This is a genomic window from Streptomyces sp. NPDC005962 (assembly GCF_040629205.1).
In the GTDB taxonomy this organism is placed as follows: domain Bacteria; phylum Actinomycetota; class Actinomycetes; order Streptomycetales; family Streptomycetaceae; genus Streptomyces.
The window spans coordinates 65,284-85,253 of the sequence record NZ_JBEXVE010000017.1 but is presented as its reverse complement, the minus strand read 5'-3'; the positions used below and the strand labels follow the sequence as shown (position 1 = coordinate 85,253).

Annotated in this window: 23 protein-coding genes; 8 read left to right on the top strand and 15 right to left on the bottom strand. The window is 72.4% G+C overall.

The genetic code is table 11. From position 1 onward, the window contains the following. Nucleotides 1–67: 67 nt before the first annotated feature. A complete protein-coding gene (locus ABZ370_RS26240) occupies nucleotides 68–841 on the top strand; it encodes an SDR family oxidoreductase (protein WP_358625380.1) in 774 nt (257 codons plus the stop codon). Nucleotides 842–1,003: 162 nt separating this feature from the next. On the opposite strand, the gene groL is transcribed toward ABZ370_RS26240, so the two are convergent. The 3 genes from groL to ABZ370_RS26225 form a co-directional block, all read right to left on the bottom strand. Continuing rightward, nucleotides 1,004–2,626, bottom strand: coding sequence for a chaperonin GroEL (gene groL / locus ABZ370_RS26235; RefSeq protein WP_358625379.1), 1,623 nt, complete (start codon nucleotides 2,624–2,626; stop codon nucleotides 1,004–1,006). A 140-nt stretch (nucleotides 2,627–2,766) separates the two neighbouring features. Next, nucleotides 2,767–3,075 carry a co-chaperone GroES gene (gene groES / locus ABZ370_RS26230; protein WP_358625377.1) on the bottom strand — a complete coding sequence of 103 codons (309 nt, stop codon included), beginning with the start codon at nucleotides 3,073–3,075 and terminating at the stop codon, nucleotides 2,767–2,769. A gap of 218 nt (nucleotides 3,076–3,293) precedes the next feature. Continuing rightward, the gene (locus tag ABZ370_RS26225) at nucleotides 3,294–4,184 is read right to left on the bottom strand and encodes a polysaccharide deacetylase family protein (RefSeq protein ID WP_358625556.1); all 891 of its coding nucleotides are present in this window, start codon (nucleotides 4,182–4,184) and stop codon (nucleotides 3,294–3,296) included. A 77-nt stretch (nucleotides 4,185–4,261) separates the two neighbouring features. Here ABZ370_RS26225 and ABZ370_RS26220 point away from each other — a divergent pair, with 77 nt between their 5' ends. Next, a complete protein-coding gene (locus ABZ370_RS26220) occupies nucleotides 4,262–5,440 on the top strand; it encodes a methyltransferase domain-containing protein (protein ID WP_358625375.1) in 1,179 nt (392 codons plus the stop codon). Here the strand turns inward: ABZ370_RS26220 and ABZ370_RS26215 are convergent. Further along, nucleotides 5,437–5,898, bottom strand: coding sequence for an ATP-binding protein (locus ABZ370_RS26215; protein WP_358625373.1), 462 nt, complete (start codon nucleotides 5,896–5,898; stop codon nucleotides 5,437–5,439). The genes ABZ370_RS26220 and ABZ370_RS26215 overlap by 4 nt on opposite strands. A gap of 158 nt (nucleotides 5,899–6,056) precedes the next feature. Between ABZ370_RS26215 and ABZ370_RS26210 the strand changes: the two genes are divergently transcribed. From ABZ370_RS26210 to ABZ370_RS26200, 3 genes are all read left to right on the top strand, one after another. Then, complete coding sequence (locus ABZ370_RS26210; RefSeq protein ID WP_358625371.1) at nucleotides 6,057–6,908, top strand: helix-turn-helix transcriptional regulator; 852 nt, start codon at nucleotides 6,057–6,059, stop codon at nucleotides 6,906–6,908. Nucleotides 6,909–6,918: 10 nt separating this feature from the next. Next, nucleotides 6,919–7,122, top strand: coding sequence for a DUF397 domain-containing protein (locus ABZ370_RS26205; RefSeq protein WP_358625369.1), 204 nt, complete (start codon nucleotides 6,919–6,921; stop codon nucleotides 7,120–7,122). Between the two features lie 76 nt (nucleotides 7,123–7,198). Continuing rightward, nucleotides 7,199–7,522: a hypothetical protein gene (locus tag ABZ370_RS26200; protein WP_358625367.1), complete on the top strand. Its 324-nt coding sequence runs from the start codon at nucleotides 7,199–7,201 to the stop codon at nucleotides 7,520–7,522. Between the two features lie 44 nt (nucleotides 7,523–7,566). Here the strand turns inward: ABZ370_RS26200 and ABZ370_RS26195 are convergent, their stop codons facing one another. From ABZ370_RS26195 to tsaB, 5 genes are all read right to left on the bottom strand, one after another. After that, complete coding sequence (locus ABZ370_RS26195) at nucleotides 7,567–8,184, bottom strand: hypothetical protein (protein WP_358625365.1); 618 nt, start codon at nucleotides 8,182–8,184, stop codon at nucleotides 7,567–7,569. Between the two features lie 120 nt (nucleotides 8,185–8,304). Next, complete coding sequence (locus ABZ370_RS26190; protein ID WP_358625363.1) at nucleotides 8,305–8,559, bottom strand: hypothetical protein; 255 nt, start codon at nucleotides 8,557–8,559, stop codon at nucleotides 8,305–8,307. Further along, nucleotides 8,556–9,680, bottom strand: a complete 1,125-nt coding sequence (tsaD, locus tag ABZ370_RS26185; RefSeq protein WP_358625361.1) for a tRNA (adenosine(37)-N6)-threonylcarbamoyltransferase complex transferase subunit TsaD — start codon at nucleotides 9,678–9,680, stop codon at nucleotides 8,556–8,558. The genes ABZ370_RS26190 and tsaD overlap by 4 nt, the downstream gene beginning before the upstream one ends. Then, the gene (rimI, locus tag ABZ370_RS26180; protein WP_358625554.1) at nucleotides 9,673–10,176 is read right to left on the bottom strand and encodes a ribosomal protein S18-alanine N-acetyltransferase; all 504 of its coding nucleotides are present in this window, start codon (nucleotides 10,174–10,176) and stop codon (nucleotides 9,673–9,675) included. Before rimI ends, tsaD begins: the two co-directional genes overlap by 8 nt. A 35-nt stretch (nucleotides 10,177–10,211) precedes the next feature. Further along, nucleotides 10,212–10,886 (bottom strand): tRNA (adenosine(37)-N6)-threonylcarbamoyltransferase complex dimerization subunit type 1 TsaB, encoded by a 675-nt coding sequence (gene tsaB, locus ABZ370_RS26175; protein ID WP_358625359.1) that lies wholly within the window; start codon nucleotides 10,884–10,886, stop codon nucleotides 10,212–10,214. 126 nt (nucleotides 10,887–11,012) lie between these two features. Between tsaB and ABZ370_RS26170 the strand changes: the two genes are divergently transcribed. After that, complete coding sequence (locus tag ABZ370_RS26170) at nucleotides 11,013–11,573, top strand: hypothetical protein (RefSeq protein WP_358625357.1); 561 nt, start codon at nucleotides 11,013–11,015, stop codon at nucleotides 11,571–11,573. A gap of 78 nt (nucleotides 11,574–11,651) precedes the next feature. Here the strand turns inward: ABZ370_RS26170 and ABZ370_RS26165 are convergent, their stop codons facing one another. The 4 genes from ABZ370_RS26165 to alr all read right to left on the bottom strand — a co-directional run bounded on the left by ABZ370_RS26165 (nucleotide 11,652) and on the right by alr (nucleotide 14,987). Then, nucleotides 11,652–11,846, bottom strand: a complete 195-nt coding sequence (locus tag ABZ370_RS26165) for a hypothetical protein (RefSeq protein WP_358625355.1) — start codon at nucleotides 11,844–11,846, stop codon at nucleotides 11,652–11,654. Nucleotides 11,847–11,986: 140 nt separating this feature from the next. Further along, nucleotides 11,987–12,484 (bottom strand): tRNA (adenosine(37)-N6)-threonylcarbamoyltransferase complex ATPase subunit type 1 TsaE, encoded by a 498-nt coding sequence (gene tsaE / locus ABZ370_RS26160; protein ID WP_358625353.1) that lies wholly within the window; start codon nucleotides 12,482–12,484, stop codon nucleotides 11,987–11,989. Nucleotides 12,485–12,606: 122 nt separating this feature from the next. Then, nucleotides 12,607–13,830, bottom strand: a complete 1,224-nt coding sequence (locus ABZ370_RS26155; RefSeq protein ID WP_358625351.1) for an alpha/beta hydrolase — start codon at nucleotides 13,828–13,830, stop codon at nucleotides 12,607–12,609. Nucleotides 13,831–13,832: 2 nt separating this feature from the next. Next, nucleotides 13,833–14,987 carry an alanine racemase gene (gene alr / locus ABZ370_RS26150; protein ID WP_358625349.1) on the bottom strand — a complete coding sequence of 385 codons (1,155 nt, stop codon included), beginning with the start codon at nucleotides 14,985–14,987 and terminating at the stop codon, nucleotides 13,833–13,835. A 108-nt stretch (nucleotides 14,988–15,095) separates the two neighbouring features. On the opposite strand from alr, the gene ABZ370_RS26145 reads away from it, so the two are divergent. Both ABZ370_RS26145 and ABZ370_RS26140 read left to right on the top strand, forming a co-directional pair. Then, the gene (locus tag ABZ370_RS26145; protein WP_358625347.1) at nucleotides 15,096–16,544 is read left to right on the top strand and encodes an NAD(P)H-hydrate dehydratase; all 1,449 of its coding nucleotides are present in this window, start codon (nucleotides 15,096–15,098) and stop codon (nucleotides 16,542–16,544) included. A gap of 485 nt (nucleotides 16,545–17,029) precedes the next feature. Beyond that, on the top strand, nucleotides 17,030–17,797 hold the full coding sequence (locus ABZ370_RS26140; protein ID WP_358625345.1) for a maleylpyruvate isomerase family mycothiol-dependent enzyme: 768 nt from the start codon (nucleotides 17,030–17,032) through the stop codon (nucleotides 17,795–17,797). On the opposite strand, the gene ABZ370_RS26135 is transcribed toward ABZ370_RS26140, so the two are convergent. Next, nucleotides 17,707–18,873 (bottom strand): winged helix DNA-binding domain-containing protein, encoded by a 1,167-nt coding sequence (locus ABZ370_RS26135; protein ID WP_358625343.1) that lies wholly within the window; start codon nucleotides 18,871–18,873, stop codon nucleotides 17,707–17,709. The genes ABZ370_RS26140 and ABZ370_RS26135 overlap by 91 nt on opposite strands. A 7-nt stretch (nucleotides 18,874–18,880) precedes the next feature. Next, nucleotides 18,881–19,912: an aldo/keto reductase gene (locus ABZ370_RS26130; protein ID WP_358625341.1), complete on the bottom strand. Its 1,032-nt coding sequence runs from the start codon at nucleotides 19,910–19,912 to the stop codon at nucleotides 18,881–18,883. Nucleotides 19,913–19,970 lie beyond the last annotated feature (58 nt).

Below are 19,970 nucleotides of genomic sequence, written 5' to 3'. Positions count from 1 at the left end.
CTGGACCGGCCGTCCGGGGCCGCGGTGCCCGGGCGCGGAGTGATCGTCCGGCCGATAACGTGCGCGTATGACGACTGCATTGATTACCGGAACCACGGCGGGCATCGGCTCCGCCTTCGCGAGTCGGCTCGCGGCGGACGGGCACAACCTGGTGCTGGTGTCCCGTGACGAGAAGCGGCTCCGCAACCAGGCCGCCGACCTCCACGACCGGCACGGGGTCGAGGCCGAGGTGCTGCGCGCCGACCTGTCGGAGGACGCCGGTATCGCCGCGGTCGAGGAGCGCTTGGGGGACCGTACGCATCCGGTCGATCTGCTCGTCAACAACGCCGGATTCGGCAACAACGGCCGCTATCTGGAAGCGCCGCTCACCGATGAGCTGCGGATGCTGAAGCTGCACTGCGAGGCGGTGCTGCGGCTGACCAGCGCCGCCGCCGAGACGATGCGGGCGCGGGGCCGCGGCGGAGTGATCAACGTCGCTTCGGTGGCCGCCTTCTTCCCGCGCGGGACCTATGGGGCGAGCAAGGCGTGGGTCGTGCAGTTCACGCAGGGTGCGGCGAAGGACCTGGCGCGGTCCGGGGTGCGGATGATGGCGCTGTGCCCGGGGCTGGTGCGGACGGAGTTCCACTCCCGGGCGGGGATCGAGCCGGAGAACGTCCCGGGCTGGATGTGGCTGGACCCGGACCGCCTGGTCGCGGCGGCCCTCAAGGACTTCGCGCGGGGCAAGTCCCTGTCGATTCCGGACCCCCGGTACAAGGCGATGACGGGCCTGGCGAAGCTGGTGCCGCGGGCGGCCGTGGCAGGCGTCTCCTCGAAGGTGGGCCGATCCCCGGCCAAGGGATGACGATCCCTGGCCGAGGGATGACGATCCCTGGCCGAGCCGCACCACCCGCGCCACCGCGCGAGACGGCAGGGCACCGCCCCCGCGCGAAGGCGCCGCGAGCGCGCGAAGGCGCGGCCGCCCCGGGTCGGGGTGGCCGCGCCTTCGCTTGCGGTGCGGGTCGCGTCAGTGCGCGTGGCCGTGGCCGTGGCCCGCGTCGCCCTCTTCCTCGGCCGGCTTCTCGACCACCAGGGTCTCGGTGGTGAGCAGCAGGGAGGCGATGGAGGCGGCGTTCTCCAGCGCGGAGCGGGTGACCTTGACCGGGTCGATGACTCCGGCCTTCACCAGGTCGCCGTACTCCTCGGTCGCGGCGTTGTAGCCGTGGCCCTTCTCCAGCTCGGCGACCTTCGAGGTGATGACGTAGCCCTCGAGGCCCGCGTTCTCGGCGATCCAGCGCAGCGGCTCGACGACGGCGCGGCGGACGACGGCGACACCGGTGGCCTCGTCGCCCTCCAGGTTCAGGCTGCCCTCCAGCACCTTGGCGGCGTGGACCAGCGCGGAGCCACCACCGGAGACGATGCCCTCCTCGACCGCGGCGCGGGTCGCGGAGATGGCGTCCTCCAGACGGTGCTTCTTCTCCTTGAGCTCGACCTCGGTGGCCGCGCCCACGCGGATCACGCACACGCCACCGGCCAGCTTCGCGAGCCGCTCCTGCAGCTTCTCGCGGTCCCAGTCGGAGTCGGTGGACTCGATCTCGGCCTTGATCTGGTTGATGCGACCGGCCACGTCGTCGGAGTTGCCGCCACCGTCGACGATGGTGGTGTCGTCCTTGGTGACGGTCACGCGGCGGGCGGTGCCCAGCACGTCCAGACCGGCCTGGTCGAGCTTGAGGCCGACCTCCTCGGCGATGACGGTCGCACCGGTGAGGGTGGCGATGTCGCCGAGCATGGCCTTGCGGCGGTCACCGAAGCCGGGGGCCTTCACGGCGACGGCGTTGAAGGTGCCGCGGATCTTGTTGACGACGAGGGTGGACAGGGCCTCGCCCTCCACGTCCTCGGCGATGATCAGCAGCGGCTTGCTGGCGCCGGCCTGGATGACCTTCTCCAGCAGCGGCAGCAGGTCCTGGATCGAGCCGATCTTGCCCTGGTGGATCAGGATGTACGGGTCGTCGAGGACGGCCTCCATACGCTCCTGGTCGGTCACCATGTACGGCGAGAGGTAGCCCTTGTCGAAGGACATGCCCTCGGTGAAGTCCAGCTCCAGGCCGAAGGTGTTGGACTCCTCGACGGTGATGACACCGTCCTTGCCGACCTTGTCCATCGCCTCGGCGATCAGCTCGCCGACCTGCTTGTCCTGGGCGGACAGCCCGGCCACGGCGGCGATGTCGGACTTGGAGTCGATCGGGCTGGCGGAGGCCAGCAGGTCTTCGGAGATGGCCTTGACGGCGGCGTCGATGCCCTTCTTCAGGGCGGCCGGGGAGGCACCTGCGGCCACGTTGCGCAGGCCCTCGCGGACCAGCGCCTGGGCCAGCACGGTGGCGGTGGTGGTGCCGTCACCCGCGATGTCGTTGGTCTTGGTCGCCACCTCCTTGACGAGCTGGGCGCCCAGGTTCTCGTACGGGTCCTCGACCTCGACCTCGCGGGCGATCGTGACACCGTCGTTGGTGATGGTCGGGGCACCGAACTTCTTGTCGATGACGACGTTGCGGCCGCGGGGGCCGATCGTCACCTTGACGGTGTCCGCGAGCTTGTTGACGCCGCGCTCAAGGGCGCGACGGGCGTCCTCGTCGAACTTCAGGATCTTCGCCATGGTTGCGTATGTCCTCTCATTGCGATCCTCGGCCGCCGTACGGAGGCAGCCGCCGTCGCGTCAAAAAAACGAACCGCGCCCCGACCCCGGGTATCTGTGACACGGGCACCGGGGCGCGGCTCAAGGCAAAACTTCGGTGATTACTTCTCGACGATCGCGAGGACGTCGCGAGCCGAGAGGACGAGGTACTCCTCGCCGCTGTACTTCACCTCGGTGCCGCCGTACTTGCTGTAGAGCACGACGTCGCCGACGGAGACGTCGAGCGGAAGCCGCTTGCCGTCCTCGAAACGGCCCGGGCCCACGGCCAGGACGACGCCCTCCTGGGGCTTCTCCTTGGCGGTGTCCGGGATGACCAGGCCGGAGGCCGTGGTCTGCTCGGCCTCGACGGCCTGGACCACAATGCGGTCCTCGAGCGGCTTGATGGCAACCTTGGAGCTGGTGGTCGTCACGATCCGACCTCCCCCTTCGGAGATCTCACGGGGTTAACTGTCTGAGGTGGCGACCAGGTCGATCCGTCGTCGCGGGTGCCGGACCTGCCCGTCGCTGTGTAGCTGGCACTCAGCAGTGCCGAGTGCCAGCCCTGACATTATGACGCGGTTAGCACTCCGTCAACCAGAGTGCCAAGCGAGGCGGCGGCGAACCGCTCGGACGCCCCCGGCCGCGCCGCTCAGATGTAGTCCTCAAGCCGCGCCACGGTGAACCCCTGCGCCTGGATCTCCCGCAGCATCTCGGTGACCATGTCGGTCATGGAATGCCCGTCGAGCTGCTCCGGGCCGCGGAAGTGCGCGAGCACGATGTCCCCCGGCCGGAGCCCGCTGCCGGAGCGGTACACGAGCCCCTTGGGCTCCATCTCGGCGCGCCACAGCACCGCCTTGTTCAGCCCGCACTCCGCCGCCGCCCGCAGCGTGTTCCGGTCGTAGTCCCCGTACGGCGGGCGGAAGAGGTGGGGCTGGAGACCGAGGCGTTCGCGGAGGACGTCCTGCTGGCCGCAGATCTCGTGGAGCTGGGTCTCGTAGTCCTTGCCCGCCAGGCTGGGGTGGGTGAGCGTGTGGTTGCCGATCCGGTTGCCGAGTTCGCGCAGCGCGCGGAAGTAGCCGTAGTGGTCGCCGATCACCTCGTCCTCCAGGAACTGGGTGAACGGCAGCCCGAGGTCGCGGGCCTGGTCGATGAAGGCCGGGTCCTTCTCGATCCCGTCGTCGAACGTCACGAAGACCACCCGATCGGTGGTGTCCACCTGCCGGATGACCGTCGCCAGCCCGGACACCGGCGGCCACACCGGCGCGAGCGCCGGCTTGACGGCGGGCGGGGGCGGCGGGGCCAGCGGACGGTCGAGCCCCCAGCGGCGGTACCCGTCCGGCGGCGGGTGCGGGCCGTTCTCGCGCCCGGTGGTCCTGGAGACGGAGGAGGGGGACGACGCGGAGGGCGAGGCCGACCGCGTGAGACCGGCCGCCTTCCCCGTCCTGGCGCGCGGCTCGGGGCCGGAGCCCCCGCACCCGGCGAGCAGAGCCGCCGCGGCGGCGAGAACCAGACACCCGGAAACACCACTCTTCAGCATCATCACAAAAGTGATCTTCTGTTCCCCCGTGCGCGCCCGCGCGCCGCACGGGTGCGAATGCCCTCCCCGGAGCGGGGAGAATGGGCCATGTGGACGTTGACGCCTTCGACTCACTGCTCGGCGACGAGGGGCAGGCGCTGCTCTCCGCGCTCCGGGACTACGACCCGGCGCGGGAGCTGGCCACCGCGACCCGGCTGCGCCGCGACCATCCGGCCGCCCTGGTCTCGGCGGCCCTGACCCAAGCCCAGCTGCGGCAGCGGGCGGTGGCCAAGTTCGGGGCGGAGGACGCCCATCGGATGTACTTCACGCCCCACGGCGTCGAGCAGGCCACCCGTACGTCCGTCGCCGCCTATCGCGCCGACCGGATGGCCGGATTCGGGGTGCGCGGCGTGGCCGATCTGTGCTGTGGCATCGGCGGCGACGCGATCGCGATGGCGCGGGCCGGGCTCACCGTCCTGGCCGTCGACCGCGACCCGCTGACCTGCGCGGTCGCCCGGGCCAACGCCGACGCGCTGGGCCTGTCGCAGCTGATCGAGGTGCGCTGCGCCGATGTCACCGGCGTCGACACCTCGTCGTACGACGCCGTCTTCGTGGACCCCGCCCGGCGCGGCGGCCGGGGCCGGGTCTTCGACCCCGAGGCGTACTCCCCGCCGCTGTCCTGGGCCATCGAGGCGGCCCGCACCACCCCGCACGCCGCCCTCAAGATCGCGCCGGGCGTTCCGCACGAGGCGGTGCCGGAGGACGCGGAGGCCGAGTGGATCTCGGATCAGGGGAACGTGAAGGAGGCCGTGTTGTGGTTCGGCACCGCCCGCCCCGGGATGCGCCGCTCCACCCTGCTGCCCTCCGGCCACTCCCTGCTCGGCGCCCAGCTCCCGGACCCCGAGCCCGGCCCGGTCGGCCGCTGGCTGTACGAACCGGACGGCGCCGTCATCCGCGCCCATCTCGTGGCGGACGTCGCGGCCCGGATCGGCGGCCGTCTCATCGACCCGACGATCGCCTACATCACCGCGGACGAGCTGCGCCCGACGCCGTACGCCACCGCGTACGAGATCACCGATGTGCTGCCGTTCAACCTGAAGAAGCTCCGGGCGCTGCTGCGGGAGCGCGAGGTCGGCGTCGCGACCATCAAGAAGCGCGGCTCGGCCATCGAGCCGGAGCAGCTGCGCAAGAAGCTGCGGCTCGAAGGGCGCAACGCCTGCACGATCCTCCTGACCCGCTCGGCGGGCGCCCCCACGATGCTCCTGGGGCACCCGGCCTAGCTTTTGTGCTCCGCGAGGAGTTCGAACCACACGCCCTTCGCGTACACCCCCGACGGGTCCGCGTCCGCCGTGCCCCAGGCGTCGGCGAGGGCGGCGACCAGGCCGAGGCCCCGGCCGTGGAGGCGGTCGCCTGCGGGGAGGCGGGCGGCGGTGGGGAGTTGCGCGGAGGCGTCGTAGACGAGGACCCGGAAGCGGGGCGGCTCGATCATCACGCTCAGCGACAGGGAGTCGCCCTCGGCGTGCAGGAACGCGTTGGTGGCCAGTTCGGAGGCGCACAGGGTGGCCACGTCGACCAGGTCCTCCTGCCCCACGGAGTTCAGCACGCAGGCGACGAAGTCCCGGCAGACCTTGGCTGAGGTGGCGTACCGGTTGCTCTGGAGCGTGTAGACGTACGGGTCCTTGGAGGGAACAGGCGGGCGACGTGGTGGACGGTCGTCGGACTCGTAGTCGGACTCCATGGGTCAACTCCCTGCGAAGGGGCCTATATCGCGCGTACCGTTACAGCGATCAACGCGCGGTAGCGGCACCGGCACCCAAGGTAGGGCAGCGGCACAAACAACTGCTACGGTCCCGTTGAATTTCGCCGACAATTACTCCTTTAGGGTTATGGAGGGCCATGCCACCCAGAAGCGTCCCGACCGCGCGTCAAGTCCGGCTCGGAACAGAACTGAGGAGGATGCGCGAGGACGCGGGCCTCAGCATCCAGGAGGCCGCCGACCGGCTGGGCATCAACCGCACCCACATCACCAACCTGGAGCTGGCCCGCTTCGGCGTGAGCGAGGAGCGGGTACGGGCGCTCGCCGCCATCTACACCTGTCCCGACTACGCGTACGTCGACGCGCTCGTCTCCATGACCGGCGAGCGTAAGGGCGGTTGGTGGGAGGAGTACCGGGGGCATATCGCCACCGGCGGGCTCGACCTCGCCGAGTTGGAGTACTACGCGACGAGTCTGCGCGTGGTCGAGCTGATGTTCCTGCCGGGCCTGCTGCAGACCGAGGAATACGCCCGGGCCGTGCTCGACGAGGCTGTTCCGGCGTGGTCGCCGCCCGAGCTGCGGCGCAGGCTGTCCCACCGTATGAAGCGCCGGGACATCCTCGACCGGGACACCCCACCCCCATGCACCTTCATCATCCACGAGGCCTGTCTGCGCCTGCGGTTCGGCGGGCCGCAGCTCATGCGCAGACAGCTGGACAGCCTGCTGGAGGCCTCGACACGGGAGAATGTCACCGTGCGGGTCATTCCCTTCGAAGCGGGCGGGTTCCCGGTCTCCGGGGTATCGATGACCTATGCCTCGGGTCCGGTGCCACAGCTGGACACGGTGCAGCTCGACGCCGCGCACGGCCCCATGTTCCTGGACGCCGGGACCCAGCTGACCAATCACCGGGCGGTGCTGGCCCGGACGATGAAAGTGACCCTCCCCCAGAAGGAGTCACGTGACATGATCCACGGCATAGCCCAACATCTCTGAAGGCAAGGAAATGTCTGAGATCAACTGGCAGAAGTCCTCCTACTCCACGCAAGGGGACGGCAACTCCTGCATAGAGCTCGCTTCCCTGGGCCCGGACGCCATAGCGCTGCGCGAAAGCGACGATCCCGGCACCGTGATGACCACCACCCCGGCGAAGCTGCGGCCCCTCCTCCACGCCATCAAGGCGGGCGAGTTCGACCACCTCGCGAGGTAGTACTCCGGACCGGCTCCGGTCATGGCACGATCATCCCGCTGATGGTCCGGACCGGAGGGTGGCAGGGGCATGGAACGTGAGTGACGAGAAGCGGCCCGTATCGGACCAGGAAATGTCCGATCTCCTTCAGGACCTGGAGGAGATGCTGCGCTACCTGGAGGAGACGGTCGCGGGCCTGGACCAGTTGGCGAAGACGGTCGGTGACGACCCGAAGGGCCCCGCGGCGACCGCGCACAAGAAGCTCCAGCGGGACGCCTACCGGGACGCGGTGCGCGTCCGGCAGATGCTGCTGCACGTCGAGGACGCGACGAAGCGGCGCGGCGAGAGCCTGGGCGAGCGGTATCTGGAGCTGCTGCACCGCTTCCAGTCGATGCAGCGGTCGTCAGACGCGTCCGGCTGACCGGCTTGACCGGCTGACCGGCCCGCGTCCCCTCGGCCCTCGGCTCAGTCCTCGGCGTCGTCGGGGCTGAGTTCGCGGTTGACCAGACGGTAGTAGCCGATCGCCTTCAGCAGGCCCAGACCGCCCGCCACCGCGAAGACGACGGCGATCCCCATCGCCACCCCGAACGTCTCCGAGCCCAGGTCCGACATCGCCGTGGACGCCCCCAGTACCAGCCCGAGGCAGCACAGCAGCAGCGACGGCAGCAGCCACAGCAGGGCGCTGCCCGACACCCGCCAGTGCGGCAGCGTCTGCGGATCGCGCCCCAGCTCCGCCCAGTCCCGCAGCCGCGCGCCGACGAACACGTCCCGCCGGATGCCCGAGGCCAGGCCCAGGCTGGAGGGGACGGTGGCGCCGAGCGCCAGCCCGAGGAAGATCACGCCGAGGATGTGCTCGACGATCTGACCGGTCACCAGGAACTGGAACCCGGACACCGCCAGCGTCCACCCCAGCGCGAACACCAGCGTCAGCAGCCACAGCAGCAACGCCCGGTGCGGCGCCATGTACCAGCGCGACAGCGTCCCCATGGCCCGGGCCCGGTCGGCGAGCAGCCCGGCGCGGTCGGGCCAGGGCCGCAGGTCCGGGGCGGGCGGAGGTGGTGGCAACGCGTCGGGCGGGGTCATGGAACGCAGTCTCTCAGTTCTCCCGGAGGCGTGGACTTCATTCCTCCGGGGCTCACAGGAACCGGCCGGTACGCGACCCCCGCCGTCGTGAAACGCGTGACCCGACCGTCGCGAAACGCGCTACCCGACCGACTCGAAGCGCCAGCGGTGGACGGCCCGGCGCGCCAGGTCCGGGCCCGGCTCGGGCAGTTCGGGCAGGCCCGGGGTGTCGTACGTACCGTCCCACCACGTGATCACGAGCACCCGGTCCTCGGGCGCGCGGAAGGTCTCGCGGCGCAGCGGCGCCGGGTCGAGGGGCTGGTCGGCGGCCCAGGCGAGCAGTTCCCCGCCCCGGCCCTCGACGGCGCGGGCTTCCCACATCAGGGCGACGGTCATGCGTAGAGGTTCTTCCGGCTCAACTCGTGAACATGGTCGTGATCGTGGGCGTGGCCGTGATCGTGGTCGTGCGACGCGGGCGCCGGGACGTGGGGCTCCGTCACCGGGAGGGAGGAGTCGGCCGACAGGTCCCAGGCCGAGACGGACCGGCCGCGCGCGACCATCTCCGCGCCGAGCGCGGCGACCATCGCGCCGTTGTCCGTGCACAGCTTGGGGCGCGGCACGCGCAGCGTGATGCCCGCGTCCTCGCAGCGGCGCTCGGCCATGGTGCGCAGCCGGGAGTTGGCGGCGACGCCGCCGCCGATCATCAGGTGATCGACGCCCTCGTCCTTGCAGGCGCGGACGGCCTTGCGGGTCAGGACGTCGGCCACCGCCTCCTGGAAGGACGCCGAGACGTCGGCGACCGGGACCTCCTCGCCCGCCGCCCGCTTGGCCTCGATCCAGCGGGCCACGGCCGTCTTGAGGCCCGAGAAGGAGAAGTCGTACGCGGCGTCGCGCGGGCCGGTCAGCCCGCGCGGGAAGGCGATCGCGTCCGGGTCGCCGTCGCGGGCGATGCGGTCGATGACGGGGCCGCCGGGGAAGCCGAGGTTGAGCACCCGGGCGATCTTGTCGAACGCCTCGCCCGCCGCGTCGTCGATGGTCGAGCCCAGCGGCCGGACGTCCGAGGTGATGTCGGGCGCGAGCAGCAGCGAGGAGTGGCCGCCGCTGACCAGCAGCGCCATTGTCGGCTCGGGCAGCGCGCCGTGTTCGAGCTGGTCGACGCAGATGTGGGAGGCGAGGTGGTTGACGCCGTACAGCGGCTTGCCGAGGGCGTACGCGTACGCCTTGGCGGCCGAGACGCCGACGAGCAGGGCGCCCGCGAGGCCGGGACCGGCGGTGACGGCGATGCCGTCGAGGTCGGAGGCGGCGATTCCGGCGTCCTTCAGGGCGCGCTGGATGGTCGGGACCATCGCCTCCAGATGGGCGCGGCTGGCGACCTCGGGGACGACGCCGCCGAAGCGGGCGTGTTCGTCGACGCTGGAGGCGATCGCGTCGGCGAGCAGGGTGTGGCCGCGGACGATCCCGACGCCGGTCTCGTCGCAGGAGGTCTCGATGCCGAGGACGAGCGGTTCGTCAGCCATGGCTCTTAGTCCCTTGTACGAATGTTCCTACGGATGAGGGGGTCGCGGCGGCCGTCGCCGGGCCGGTCAGCCGCATGACCAGGGCGTCGACGTTGCCCGGCTGGTAGTAGCCCTTGCGGATGCCGATGGGCTCGAAGCCGAAGCGCTCGTAGAGGCGCTGGGCGCGGGTGTTGTCGACGCGCACTTCGAGGAGTACTTCGCGGCATTCGAAGGCGGTGGCGGCGGTGAGCAGATCGGTGAGCAGGCGGGCGCCGAGGCCGGTGCCCCAGTGGTCGCGGGCGGTGGCGATGGTCTGCACGTCGCCGGTGCGGTCGAAGACGGCCAGCCCGGCGTAGCCGACTATGCGGCCGCCGGTCTCGGCGACCGTGTAGTGGCGGGTGGCGGCGCCGCCGCGGGCGTGCGCCAGCTCGGACCAGAACATCCCCTGCGACCAGGCGTCCTCGGGGAACAGCTCCTCTTCGAGCGTCAGCACCCGGTCGATGTCCCACCAGCGCATCTCGCGCAGCGCGACGTCTTCGTGGGCCGTGTCCGTCACTTGGGGGTGACCACCTTGTAGTTGGCGGGCACCTGGGCGTCGGGGCGGCGCAGATAGAGCGGCCGGTCGGGCAGCAGCTCCTCGCCGCGCGCCAGCTTCTCGGCGGCGAGGGAGGCCAGCGCGCCCGCCGACTGGTACTCGGGCATGCCCGCGGGGACGTCCGCGAAGGCGTCCGGGTAGAGCAGGGCGCCCGCGCCGACGGCCGGGAGCCCGGCGACGCCGGGCCGCTCGGTGAGGTCGGCGGGGTGGTCGACGGCGGGGTCGGTGACCCGGGTGCGCGGGTCGTCGTACCGCGCCCAGTAGACCTCCTTGCGGCGGGCATCGGTGGCCACCACGAAGGGGCCGGTGAGCCCGGCCGACCCGGCGGCGTACGCGATCCCGTCCAGCGTGCACAGCCCGTGCACGGGCACGTCCAGCGCGGCCCCGAAGGTGGCCGCGGTCACCAGTCCGACCCGCAGCCCGGTGTACGGGCCCGGGCCGACCCCGACGACGATGTCCGTCACGTCCCCCAGCTCCACGCCCGCCGTCCCCAGCGTCCGGTGGACGGCGGGCAGCAGCAGCTCGCCGTGGCGCCGGGCGTCGACCTCGGCGGTCTCGGCGAGGACTTCGGCGCCGTCGTGGAGAGCGACGGTGACGGCGGGGGTTGCGGTATCAAGCGCGAGCAACAGCACGAGGACAGCCTACGGCGCCGCCGGGGACGGTCGCGGTGGACCGGTCGCGTCCGTCCTCCGGTGCTACCGTCGTGATATTGCGTACGGGCGGTAAGCACGTACTGACCACAGGAGAGGGTGGCCACCGTGCCAAGGAGCAGCACCGGGCCCGCCGTGGCCGTTCTGACCGCCGCGGCGCTGGGCGCCGTCGGCTTTCTCGGCTACCAGGCCAAGGCCACTGCCCCTGAGCACCCCACCGAGGAGCGGAGCAGCTCGCACGCGAGCGACTCCAAGGGCAAGACGAAGGACAAGGCGCGGAAGAGGCCCGCCGCGCTGCCCGCGGGCTCCGGCACCGGCGTGCGCGTCGTCTACGCCCTGGGCGACAGCCGGGTGTGGCTGGTCGGCGCCGACGGCAAGGCCACCCGCACCTTCGCGGTGGGCGCCAGCTCGGCGAGCCCCGACCCGGGCACGTACCAGGTCACGTCCCGTAACCCGAGCGGTGTGGGGTCGGACGGGGTCCAGGTGGAGCACGTCGTGGTGTTTCACCAGGACGAGGGAGTGACGTTCGGTTTCAGTGCGGCCATGGACGGGGGAATGCCCGATCCGCAGGCCCAGAAGAAGACCGGCGCGGTGCGGGAGTCCCGGGCGGACGGCACGGCGCTGTGGGCGTTCGCGCAGCCGGGCACGAAGGTCGTCGTGACCGCCTAGTCATGGCCGTTCAGTCGTGACCGCTTGGTCGTGACCGCTTGGTCGTGACCGCTTGACGCCGCGCGGGTCCGTGACGGGCTACGCCGCGTCGCGCTCCGGCTCGTCCGCGGGGCGCTGGTGCTGGTTCTGGTGCGCCTCCGGCTCGGCGGGGACCTCGGCCGGTGGAGTGGAGACGGCGTTCGCCGCCGCACAGGCCGCCAGCAGGTCCCTCATCGACGGTGACCGGCCATCGCGCCGGGGGTCGTCCAGGGCAGTGGGCTCTTGGGCCGACATGGATGCCTCCTGAGGGTCCTGGGGGGCAGGAGGTTAGGTACGCCTAACCGCGCTTCCCCTACCATGTGACCACGCCCGATGCCCAGAGCGCAACATCATGCCGACGGCCTGTCGGAAACTCTCCCGAATCTCCCCAGGACCTATCCCGCGAGCGCCGCCAGGTCCTCGTGCGCCCAGCGCGGCCCCACACCCGTCACGGCGACGCCGCGTACGTCGCTCTCCGCGGCGTCCGTCCCGGCCGTCCGCTCGATCACCACATGCAGCCGGTCCTCGGACAACTCCTCGACCTTGCCCTCGCCCCACTCCACCGCGATCACCGAGTCCGGCAGCGAGACGTCCAGGTCCAGGTCCTCCATCTCGTCCAGCCCCCCGCCCAGCCGGTAGGCGTCGACGTGGACCAGCGGGGGGCCGTCGGACAGGGAGGGGTGGACGCGGGCGATCACGAAGGTCGGGGAGGTGACCGCGCCCCGTACGCCCAGGCCCTCGCCCAGGCCCCGGGTCAGCGTGGTCTTGCCCGCGCCCAGTTCCCCGGTGAGGAGCACGAGGTCGCCGGGGCGCAGCAGTTCGGCGAGCCGGCGGCCCAGGTCCCGCATCTGCTCGGGCGAGGTGACGGTCATGCGCGTGGTGCCTACGTCCATACCGGCCGATGGTACGGGCCGGGACCGGGCGCCGCGTTCGCCGAGCCGCCCGGGCCGCCCCGCCCGAACGAGGGCGGACGCGGCTGGCTAACCCCCGGCCGAGCGGCAGCGGACGCGGCTGGCTAACCCCTGGCCGAGCGGCGGCCCGCGCCGTTCCCGGGGACGCCCCCGGCCGCGCTCACCACCTGGGTCAGCAGCTCGGCCAGATGTCCGTTGACCACCTCGGGGTGCTCCAGGATCACCAGATGGCCGCCGTCCTCGACGATCACCAGCTCCGCGCCGGGCAGCAGCTCCGCGATGGCCTCGCTGTGTTCCATCGGCGTGATCAGGTCCTTGTCCCCGGCCAGCACCAGCACCGGCACCCCGTCGAAGGACGGCAGCGCGGCCGCCTTGTCGTGGGCGATGAACGCCGGATAGAACTCGGCGACCACATCGATCGGCGTCGCCTCGATCAGCCGCTCCGCGAACCGGGCCACCCCCGGGTCCACGTCCTTCGTCCCGAACGAATAGCGCTTGATCAGCCCCGCGAAGAGGTCCGCGGTCGCCCGGCGGCCCCGCTCCACCAGCTCGACCTGCCAGCCGAGCGCCTTGAGCAGCCCGGGCAGCACCCGCCGCACCGCGTTCATGCCGACCACCGGAAGGCCGAAGCTGACCTCGCCGAGCCGCCCCGCCGAGGTGCCGACGAACGCCGCGCCGACCACCCGCTCGCGGATCAGCTCCGGGTACTGGGCGGCCAGCGCCATCATCGTCATGCCGCCCATGGAGTGGCCGACCAGCACCAGCGGCCCCTCGGGCGCGACCGCGTCGATCACGGCCTTCAGATCGCGGCCGAGCTGGTCGATGTCGACCTGGGTGCCGTTCGTCTGGGCGCAGCCGCGCTGGGAGCGGCCGTGGCAGCGCTGGTCCCAGTAGACGGTGCGGACCACATCGCGCAGCGCGGCCCGCTGGAAGTGCCAGGAGTCCTGGGCGAGGCAGTAGCCATGGCTGAAGACGACGGTCACCGGGGCGGTGGGCGCCCGGCGCGCGAACCGGCGCTTGCGCCGGGTGGGCGCCGCCGGTTCACGTATCTCCTCGACCTCGTAGTACAGCTCCGTGCCGTCATCGGCGACCGCCCGGCCGGGGGTGCCGCGCAGCGTGCCGTACGGGCCCTCCGCGTCCAGCGCGAGGCGCGCCTTGCGCCGTACACCGCGGCCGACCGTCAGCCGCTCCAGGGCGACGCCCATCGCCGCGCCCGCCGCGACCACGCCGATCGCGGCTCCCGCGAACCCGGCGCCCCGGCGCCAGCCCACGGCCGTGGCCCCCGCCGCGACCTTCGCCGCCGTTTCCACCGTGCTGTCCTCGCCCATGGTCAGATCCCTGTGCCCCCGAGGTCACCTACATAAACGCGGGGGACCCGCGCGCTGATCCGGGTGACGATCTCATACGCGATCGACCCCACGGCACGCGCCCAGTCCTCCGCGGTCGGCTCCCCATTGTCGCCGGGGCCGAACAGCACCGCCTCGTCCCCCGGCCGCGCGCTGTCGCCGCCGAGGTCGACCACGAACTGATCCATGGCCACGGTGCCCGCGATGGTCCGCCACTTCCCCGCGACCAGCACCGGGCCGGTGCCCGAGGCGTGCCGCGGAATCCCGTCGCCGTAGCCGAGCGGCACCAGCGCGAGAGTGGTCTCGCCGGGGGTGACGTAGCGGTGCCCGTACGAGACGCCGTGTCCGCCCGGCACCCGCTTCACCGCGGCCAGCGAGGCCGTCAGCGTCATCGCCGGGCGCAGCCCGAAGTCGGCGGGCACGCCCAGCTCGGGGCTCGGCGAGATCCCGTACAGGGCGATTCCGGTACGCACCAGGTCGAAATGCGACTCGGGCAGGGTCAGGGCCGCCGCGGAGTTGGCCAGATGCCGTACCTCCGGCCGCAGCCCCGCCCGCTCCGCCTGGTCCAGCATCGCGCGGAAGACGTCCAGCTGGGCGGCGATCGACGAGTGGCCCGGCTCGTCCGCGCACGCGAAGTGCGACCACAGCCCGGTCACCTTCACCGTGCCCTCCGCCTCCGCGGCCAGGGCCTCGGCGACCAGTTCCGGCCAGTCGGCGGGCGGGCAGCCGTTGCGGCCGAGCCCGGTGTCCGCCTTGAGCTGGACGCGTGCGGTGCGCCCGCACGCGCGGGCCGCCGCGGCGGCCTCGCGCAGCGCCCACGCCCCGCTGGCCGACACGTCGATGTCCGCCTCGATCGCCTGCCGCCACGGCCCGCCCGGCGTCCACAGCCAGCACATCAGCCGGCCCTGGTCGCCCGCCGCGCGCAGGGCGAGGGCCTCCTCGGGCGTGGCCGTGCCCAGCCAGCCCGCGCCCGCCGCACGGGCGGCGCGCGCGCACGGGACCGCGCCGTGGCCATAGCCGTCCGACTTGACCACGGCCATCAGCTCGGCGGTGGGCGCCGCGTCACGCAGCGCCCGAACGTTGTCCCGCAAGGCGGTCAGATCGACCACGGCACGGGCGCGCATCGGTGTCTCGTCCATCTCCGTCAGTGTCTCAGGGTCCGTGCCCCAAACCGATCCGCAGACCGGAATGTGTGGTTCCCCGCGCTTCCGAGCGAGGAGTGCCCTCCGTTCGGGAGACTATGAGCCATGAGGATCGCCTACAGCGTCGAGACCGTACGGGCCGCTGAACAGGACCTGATGGCGCGGCTGCCCGAAGGAACACTCATGCAGCGCGCGGCAGCCGGGCTCGCCGCCGCCTGTGCCGACCTGCTGCACCGCGTCTACGGGGCCCGCGTCGCCCTGCTGACCGGCAGCGGCGACAACGGCGGTGACGCGCTCTACGCCGGTGCCCGGCTGGCCCGGCGCGGCGCCGGGGTCACCGCCGTCCTGCTCGCCCCCGACCGCGTCCACCCCGGGGGCCTGCGCGCCCTGCGCGCGGCGGGCGGCCGCGCGGTGACCGCCTCCGACGACACTCTCGCCCACGCCGCCCTCACTCGTGCCGACCTCGTCCTCGACGGCATCGTCGGCATCGGCGGCAAGGGCGGCCTGCGGGAGGAGGCCGAGCGGCTGATCCGGCTGGTGCGCGGCACCGTCGTCGCCGTCGACCTCCCCAGCGGCGTCGACGCCGACACCGGCGAGGTGCGGGGCTCGGCGGTGCGCGCCGACGCCACCGTCACCTTCGGTACGTACAAGCCCGGGCTGCTCATCGACCCCGCCCACGAGCACGCGGGCGCCCTCCGCCTGGTCGACATCGGCCTCACTCCGTACCTCCCGGCCGCCCCGGACGCGGAAGCCCTCCAGCACGACGACGTGGCCGACCTCCTCCCCCGCCCCACCGCCGAGAGCGACAAGTACCGGCGCGGCGTCGTCGGCGTCGTCGCGGGCTCCGCCCGCTACCCGGGCGCCGCCGTCCTCGCCGTCGCGGGCGCCCTGCGCGGCGGCGCGGGCGCCGTACGGTACGTCGGCCCCGGCGCCGACACCGTCATCGCGCGCTTCCCCGAAACCCTCGTCCACACCGGGCCCCCGGCCAAGGCGGGCCGCGTCCAGTCCTGGGTCGTCGGCCCCGGCCTCGGCGACGGCGCCGCGGCCCGGCACTCCCTGGACGACGTCCTCGGCTCCGACATCCCCGTCCTCGTCGACGCCGACGGCCTCCACCTCCTCCCCTCCGGCGGCCTCCACGGCCGCACCGCGGCCACCCTCCTCACCCCGCACGCGGGCGAGGCGGCGGCGCTGCTCGGGGTGAGCCGCGAGGAGGTCGAGTCCGGCCGACTGGCCGCCGTACGGGCCCTGTCCGACAAGTACGGCGCGACCGTGCTGCTCAAGGGCTCCACCACCCTGATCGCCTCCCCCGGCCACCCGGTGCGCGTCAACCCCACCGGCACCGGCTGGCTCGCCACCGCGGGCAGCGGCGACGTCCTCTCCGGCCTCACCGGCTCCCTCCTCGCCACCGGCCTCACCGCCCGCGACGCGGCCTCCACCGGCGCGTACCTCCACGGCCTGGCCGCCCGCCGCACGACCGCCCCGTCGGGCGCACCGATCGCGGCGTACGACGTGGCGGCGGCCATCCCCGACACCTGGCGGGACGTACTGGCGTGAGGGTGGGCGCGCCTGGGGTTCGGTGGTGGGTGCGCCTGGGGTGCGGCTTTGTGTGTGGTGCGCCTGGGGTTCGGTGGGTGGTGCGGGTGCGGGGCCTCCGGGGCAGGGCCCTGGACTCGTATATTTTTGGCGCCGGTGCCCGGAGACGTGGGGTGGGCCGGAAGTGTGCGCCACAAATACACGTCATCGTCCAGCACCCCACCCCTGCGACCCCGCCCCCTCCCCCGGCGGCCCAGCCATCCGCCCACCCCCGGCCCGCCCGGCGGCGGGCAGTCGGGCGAGGTGGGCACGACCCCGCCCCCTCTCGCCTCGTCAGCGGCTCCGTACCCCCCCGTTGTGGGCAATCGTTCCGCAGGGCGGGACGGGTGGGCACAACCCGGCCACCGGCCCGTACCCGGCGGCGAAACCCGACCGGGCAGGTAGCGAGCCGCACGAAGGTCCGTCAGGACGGCGGTCATCGCCCCCTCGGCCCCTACTCTGACGCCATGACGCTCCTGGGCTTCGACCGCTACCACGCCGAAATCGTGCGGCAGACCGACCTGTTGAGGACGTGCCTCAAGGAAGCCGACCCGACGGCCCCGGTGCCGTCCTGCCCGGACTGGGACCTCGGCCAGCTCGTGCGCCACCTCGGCGGCGCCCACGGGTGGGCCGAGACGGCCGTACGCACCCGGGCGGCCGAGCCCGTCCCGGACGATCCGGTCAACGACGTCCCCCGCCGCACCGGCGAGGACCCCGCCGCCCTGGGCGCCCGGCTCGCCGACGGCGCCGTACGTCTGGCCGACGCGCTGCGCGACGCCGGGCCCGACACGGCGGTGTGGACCCCGGGCCCCGGCGGGACGGCGATGTTCTGGGCGCGCCGGATGACCCACGAGACCCTGATCCACCGGGCGGACGCCGCGCTGGCGGTCGGCGCCGAGTTCGCCGTGTCCGAGGAAGTCGCCCTCGACGCCCTGGACGAGTGGCTGACGTACAGCACACTCGCCGAGGCGTACGAGGGCACCCCCGCCCTGCTCGGCCCCGGCCGCACCGTCCAGCTGCACGCCACCGACACCGGCTCCGACTGGCTGGTCGACCTCACCGGGGACGCCCCCGTCCTGCGCCACACCGCCCAGCCCGCCGCCGTCGAAATCCGCGGCACCCTGACGGACCTGCTCCTGCTCGTCTACCGGCGGCCCGCCCCCACCGTGAAGGTCACGGGCGACACGGCGCTGCTCGAACTGTGGCTGACGCGATCGGGTTTCTGGCTGCGGTGATCGCCCCAATCGATGTCTTCGTCCAGGAAGGCGGCCAGGGCTTGCCCTTCGGCGTGGACGGCTTCTCGGTCCGTGGTGGTGAGGGGGCGGAGCGGGGTGATGACGAGTTGGTTGTCTCCCACGGTCCAGGTGGCGGAGACGCGTCCGTCGACGAGGACGGCGCGTAGACCGGCGACGGACAGGCCGAGGTGGACGTCATCGATGATGCGACTGCGGTCGTGGTAGCCGAGGATCGCGTTGTCGAAGGCCGGGAGGAAGCGGACGGGCGCGGGGGTGTCGGCGTGCGGGCGCGGTGCGTCGGGCAGGTCGAGGAGTTCGCGGCCGCGTTCATCGCGGAAGGTGACGAGCTCTTCGCGGACGGCCTTGACGGCAGCCGGGAGGCCGGCGAGGCCGCACCAGGAGCGGATGTCCGCTGTGGCAGCGGGGCCGTACGCGGCCAGGTAGCGCCGTACCAGTTGTTGCCCGGTCGGGTCGGTGGCATCGGGGGAAGGCGGGGCGATGTCGCGTCCGAGCCAGGTGGCCAGGGGCAGGTTGCGCACGCCTGCCGTGGTCTGCCACAGACCGCGGGGCGGGAGTTGGACCATCGGAATCAGGGCGGCGACGAGTAGTTCGCCCAGGGCGCGGCGTGGTGGCGTGGGCCAGCGGTCTCGCAGTGCCCGGACGAGTTCGGCCATGGTGCGGGGCCGGTGGTCGGCCATGACCGCTCTGCCCGCGGCGGCGACCTCGTCGGGGTCGATACCGGCGAGTTCGCGCCGGTAGGTGGCCAGCACCCGTTGGCGCAGCATGGTGTCGTGGCGGGCTCGCCAGGCCAGCGCGTCGTCGGCGGCGACGAGGTGGACGGTGCGGCGCATCAGGTGTGTGCGCACGACTTCCCGTCCTGTCAGCAGGTCGTCCAGAGTGTTTGGCTTGAAGGCGTGGAGCCGGGACCACAGGCCGGTGAATGGCTCCTGTGGTTGTTGGGCCTGCATTCCGCACAGATGGGCCACGGCGTCGCGGGCCGGTGTGTCGGTGCGGTCGAGCAGGTACTGGCGGGCGAGGGTCGCGCGGTTGAGGGTGCGGGTGTCGAGGACGGTCATGGCGTTCTCAGGCCGCGGCCCGCTCGTCGACCGGCCGCCGGCGCAGGGCGGTCAGGGCGAGGGAGGGGGGCGTGTAGGAGACGTCCAGGGGGCTGATATCGGTGCCGGGCGCGACGATCGCGTCGATCCGGTCGAGAACGTCGTCGTCGAGTGTGGTGGTGGCGCCCGCGAGGAGATCTTCCAGTTGGTCCATGGTGCGCGGGCCGACGATGGCGGAGGTGACGTCCGGGTGGGCGGTGGCGAAGGCCACGGCCAGGTGGGTGAGGGACATTCCGGCCTGTTCGGCGACCAGGAGAAGCTGTTCGACGGCGTCGAGCTTGCGCTCGTCGGTGAGGTGCTGGGGGACCCAGTGCATACGGGCGTTGTCCTTCCGCGGGGCGCCCTTGCGGTAGCGGCCGGTGAGCAGGCCCATGGACAGGGGGCTCCAGACGAGGACACCCATGCCGTAGCGGCGGCAGGTCGGCAGGACCTCACGCTCGATGGCGCGGTTGAGGATGGAGTACGTGGGCTGCTCGGTGCGCAGACGGTGCAGGGCGCGTCGCTGGGACACCCACTGGGCCTCGACGATCTCCGGGGCCGGCAGGTTGGAGGAGCCGATCGCGCGGACCTTCCCGGCGCGTACGAGGTCGGTGAGCGCGGAGAGGGTCTCCTCGATGTCCGTGTGCGGGTCGGGGTGGTGGATCTGGTAGAGGTCGATGTAGTCGGTCCGCAGCCGCCGCAGCGAGTCCTCGACAGCGGTGACGATCCAGCGGCGTGAGCTGCCGCGGCGGTTGGGGCCTTCGCCCATCGGGCCGTTGAATTTGGTGGCCAGCACGATGTCGTCGCGGCGCCCCTCGAGGGCCTTGCCGACGATCTCCTCGGTCTCGCTGTAGCCGTACACGTCGGCGGTGTCGACGAAGTTGATGCCGCTGTCCAGCGCGCGGTGGACCATGCGCGCGCAGTCGTCGTGGCCGGGGTTGCCCAGTTTGCCGAACATCATGGTGCCCAGGCAGTAGGCGCTGACCTCGATACCGGTACGTCCCAGTTGCCGCATTCGCACGGTGACCCGCTTCCTTCGCTTCTCTCGACCGGACCCGCGGGGCCGGTGCGGCGGCGCT

What these genes read in the sequence shown, in the direction of transcription:
- ABZ370_RS26240 (WP_358625380.1), top strand. Translation starts at nt 68, where the DNA reads ATGACGACTGCATTGATTACCGGAACCACGGCGGGCATCGGCTCCGCC.
- groL (WP_358625379.1), bottom strand. Translation starts at nt 2,626, where the DNA reads ATGGCGAAGATCCTGAAGTTCGACGAGGACGCCCGTCGCGCCCTTGAG.
- ABZ370_RS26225 (WP_358625556.1), bottom strand. Translation starts at nt 4,184, where the DNA reads ATGATGCTGAAGAGTGGTGTTTCCGGGTGTCTGGTTCTCGCCGCCGCG.
- ABZ370_RS26220 (WP_358625375.1), top strand. Translation starts at nt 4,262, where the DNA reads ATGGGCCATGTGGACGTTGACGCCTTCGACTCACTGCTCGGCGACGAG.
- ABZ370_RS26215 (WP_358625373.1), bottom strand. Translation starts at nt 5,898, where the DNA reads ATGGAGTCCGACTACGAGTCCGACGACCGTCCACCACGTCGCCCGCCT.
- ABZ370_RS26210 (WP_358625371.1), top strand. Translation starts at nt 6,057, where the DNA reads ATGCCACCCAGAAGCGTCCCGACCGCGCGTCAAGTCCGGCTCGGAACA.
- ABZ370_RS26205 (WP_358625369.1), top strand. Translation starts at nt 6,919, where the DNA reads ATGTCTGAGATCAACTGGCAGAAGTCCTCCTACTCCACGCAAGGGGAC.
- ABZ370_RS26195 (WP_358625365.1), bottom strand. Translation starts at nt 8,184, where the DNA reads ATGACCCCGCCCGACGCGTTGCCACCACCTCCGCCCGCCCCGGACCTG.
- ABZ370_RS26190 (WP_358625363.1), bottom strand. Translation starts at nt 8,559, where the DNA reads ATGACCGTCGCCCTGATGTGGGAAGCCCGCGCCGTCGAGGGCCGGGGC.
- tsaD (WP_358625361.1), bottom strand. Translation starts at nt 9,680, where the DNA reads ATGGCTGACGAACCGCTCGTCCTCGGCATCGAGACCTCCTGCGACGAG.
- rimI (WP_358625554.1), bottom strand. Translation starts at nt 10,176, where the DNA reads ATGCGCTGGTGGGACATCGACCGGGTGCTGACGCTCGAAGAGGAGCTG.
- ABZ370_RS26165 (WP_358625355.1), bottom strand. Translation starts at nt 11,846, where the DNA reads ATGTCGGCCCAAGAGCCCACTGCCCTGGACGACCCCCGGCGCGATGGC.
- tsaE (WP_358625353.1), bottom strand. Translation starts at nt 12,484, where the DNA reads ATGGACGTAGGCACCACGCGCATGACCGTCACCTCGCCCGAGCAGATG.
- ABZ370_RS26155 (WP_358625351.1), bottom strand. Translation starts at nt 13,830, where the DNA reads ATGGGCGAGGACAGCACGGTGGAAACGGCGGCGAAGGTCGCGGCGGGG.
- alr (WP_358625349.1), bottom strand. Translation starts at nt 14,987, where the DNA reads ATGGACGAGACACCGATGCGCGCCCGTGCCGTGGTCGATCTGACCGCC.
- ABZ370_RS26145 (WP_358625347.1), top strand. Translation starts at nt 15,096, where the DNA reads ATGAGGATCGCCTACAGCGTCGAGACCGTACGGGCCGCTGAACAGGAC.
- ABZ370_RS26140 (WP_358625345.1), top strand. Translation starts at nt 17,030, where the DNA reads ATGACGCTCCTGGGCTTCGACCGCTACCACGCCGAAATCGTGCGGCAG.
- ABZ370_RS26135 (WP_358625343.1), bottom strand. Translation starts at nt 18,873, where the DNA reads ATGACCGTCCTCGACACCCGCACCCTCAACCGCGCGACCCTCGCCCGC.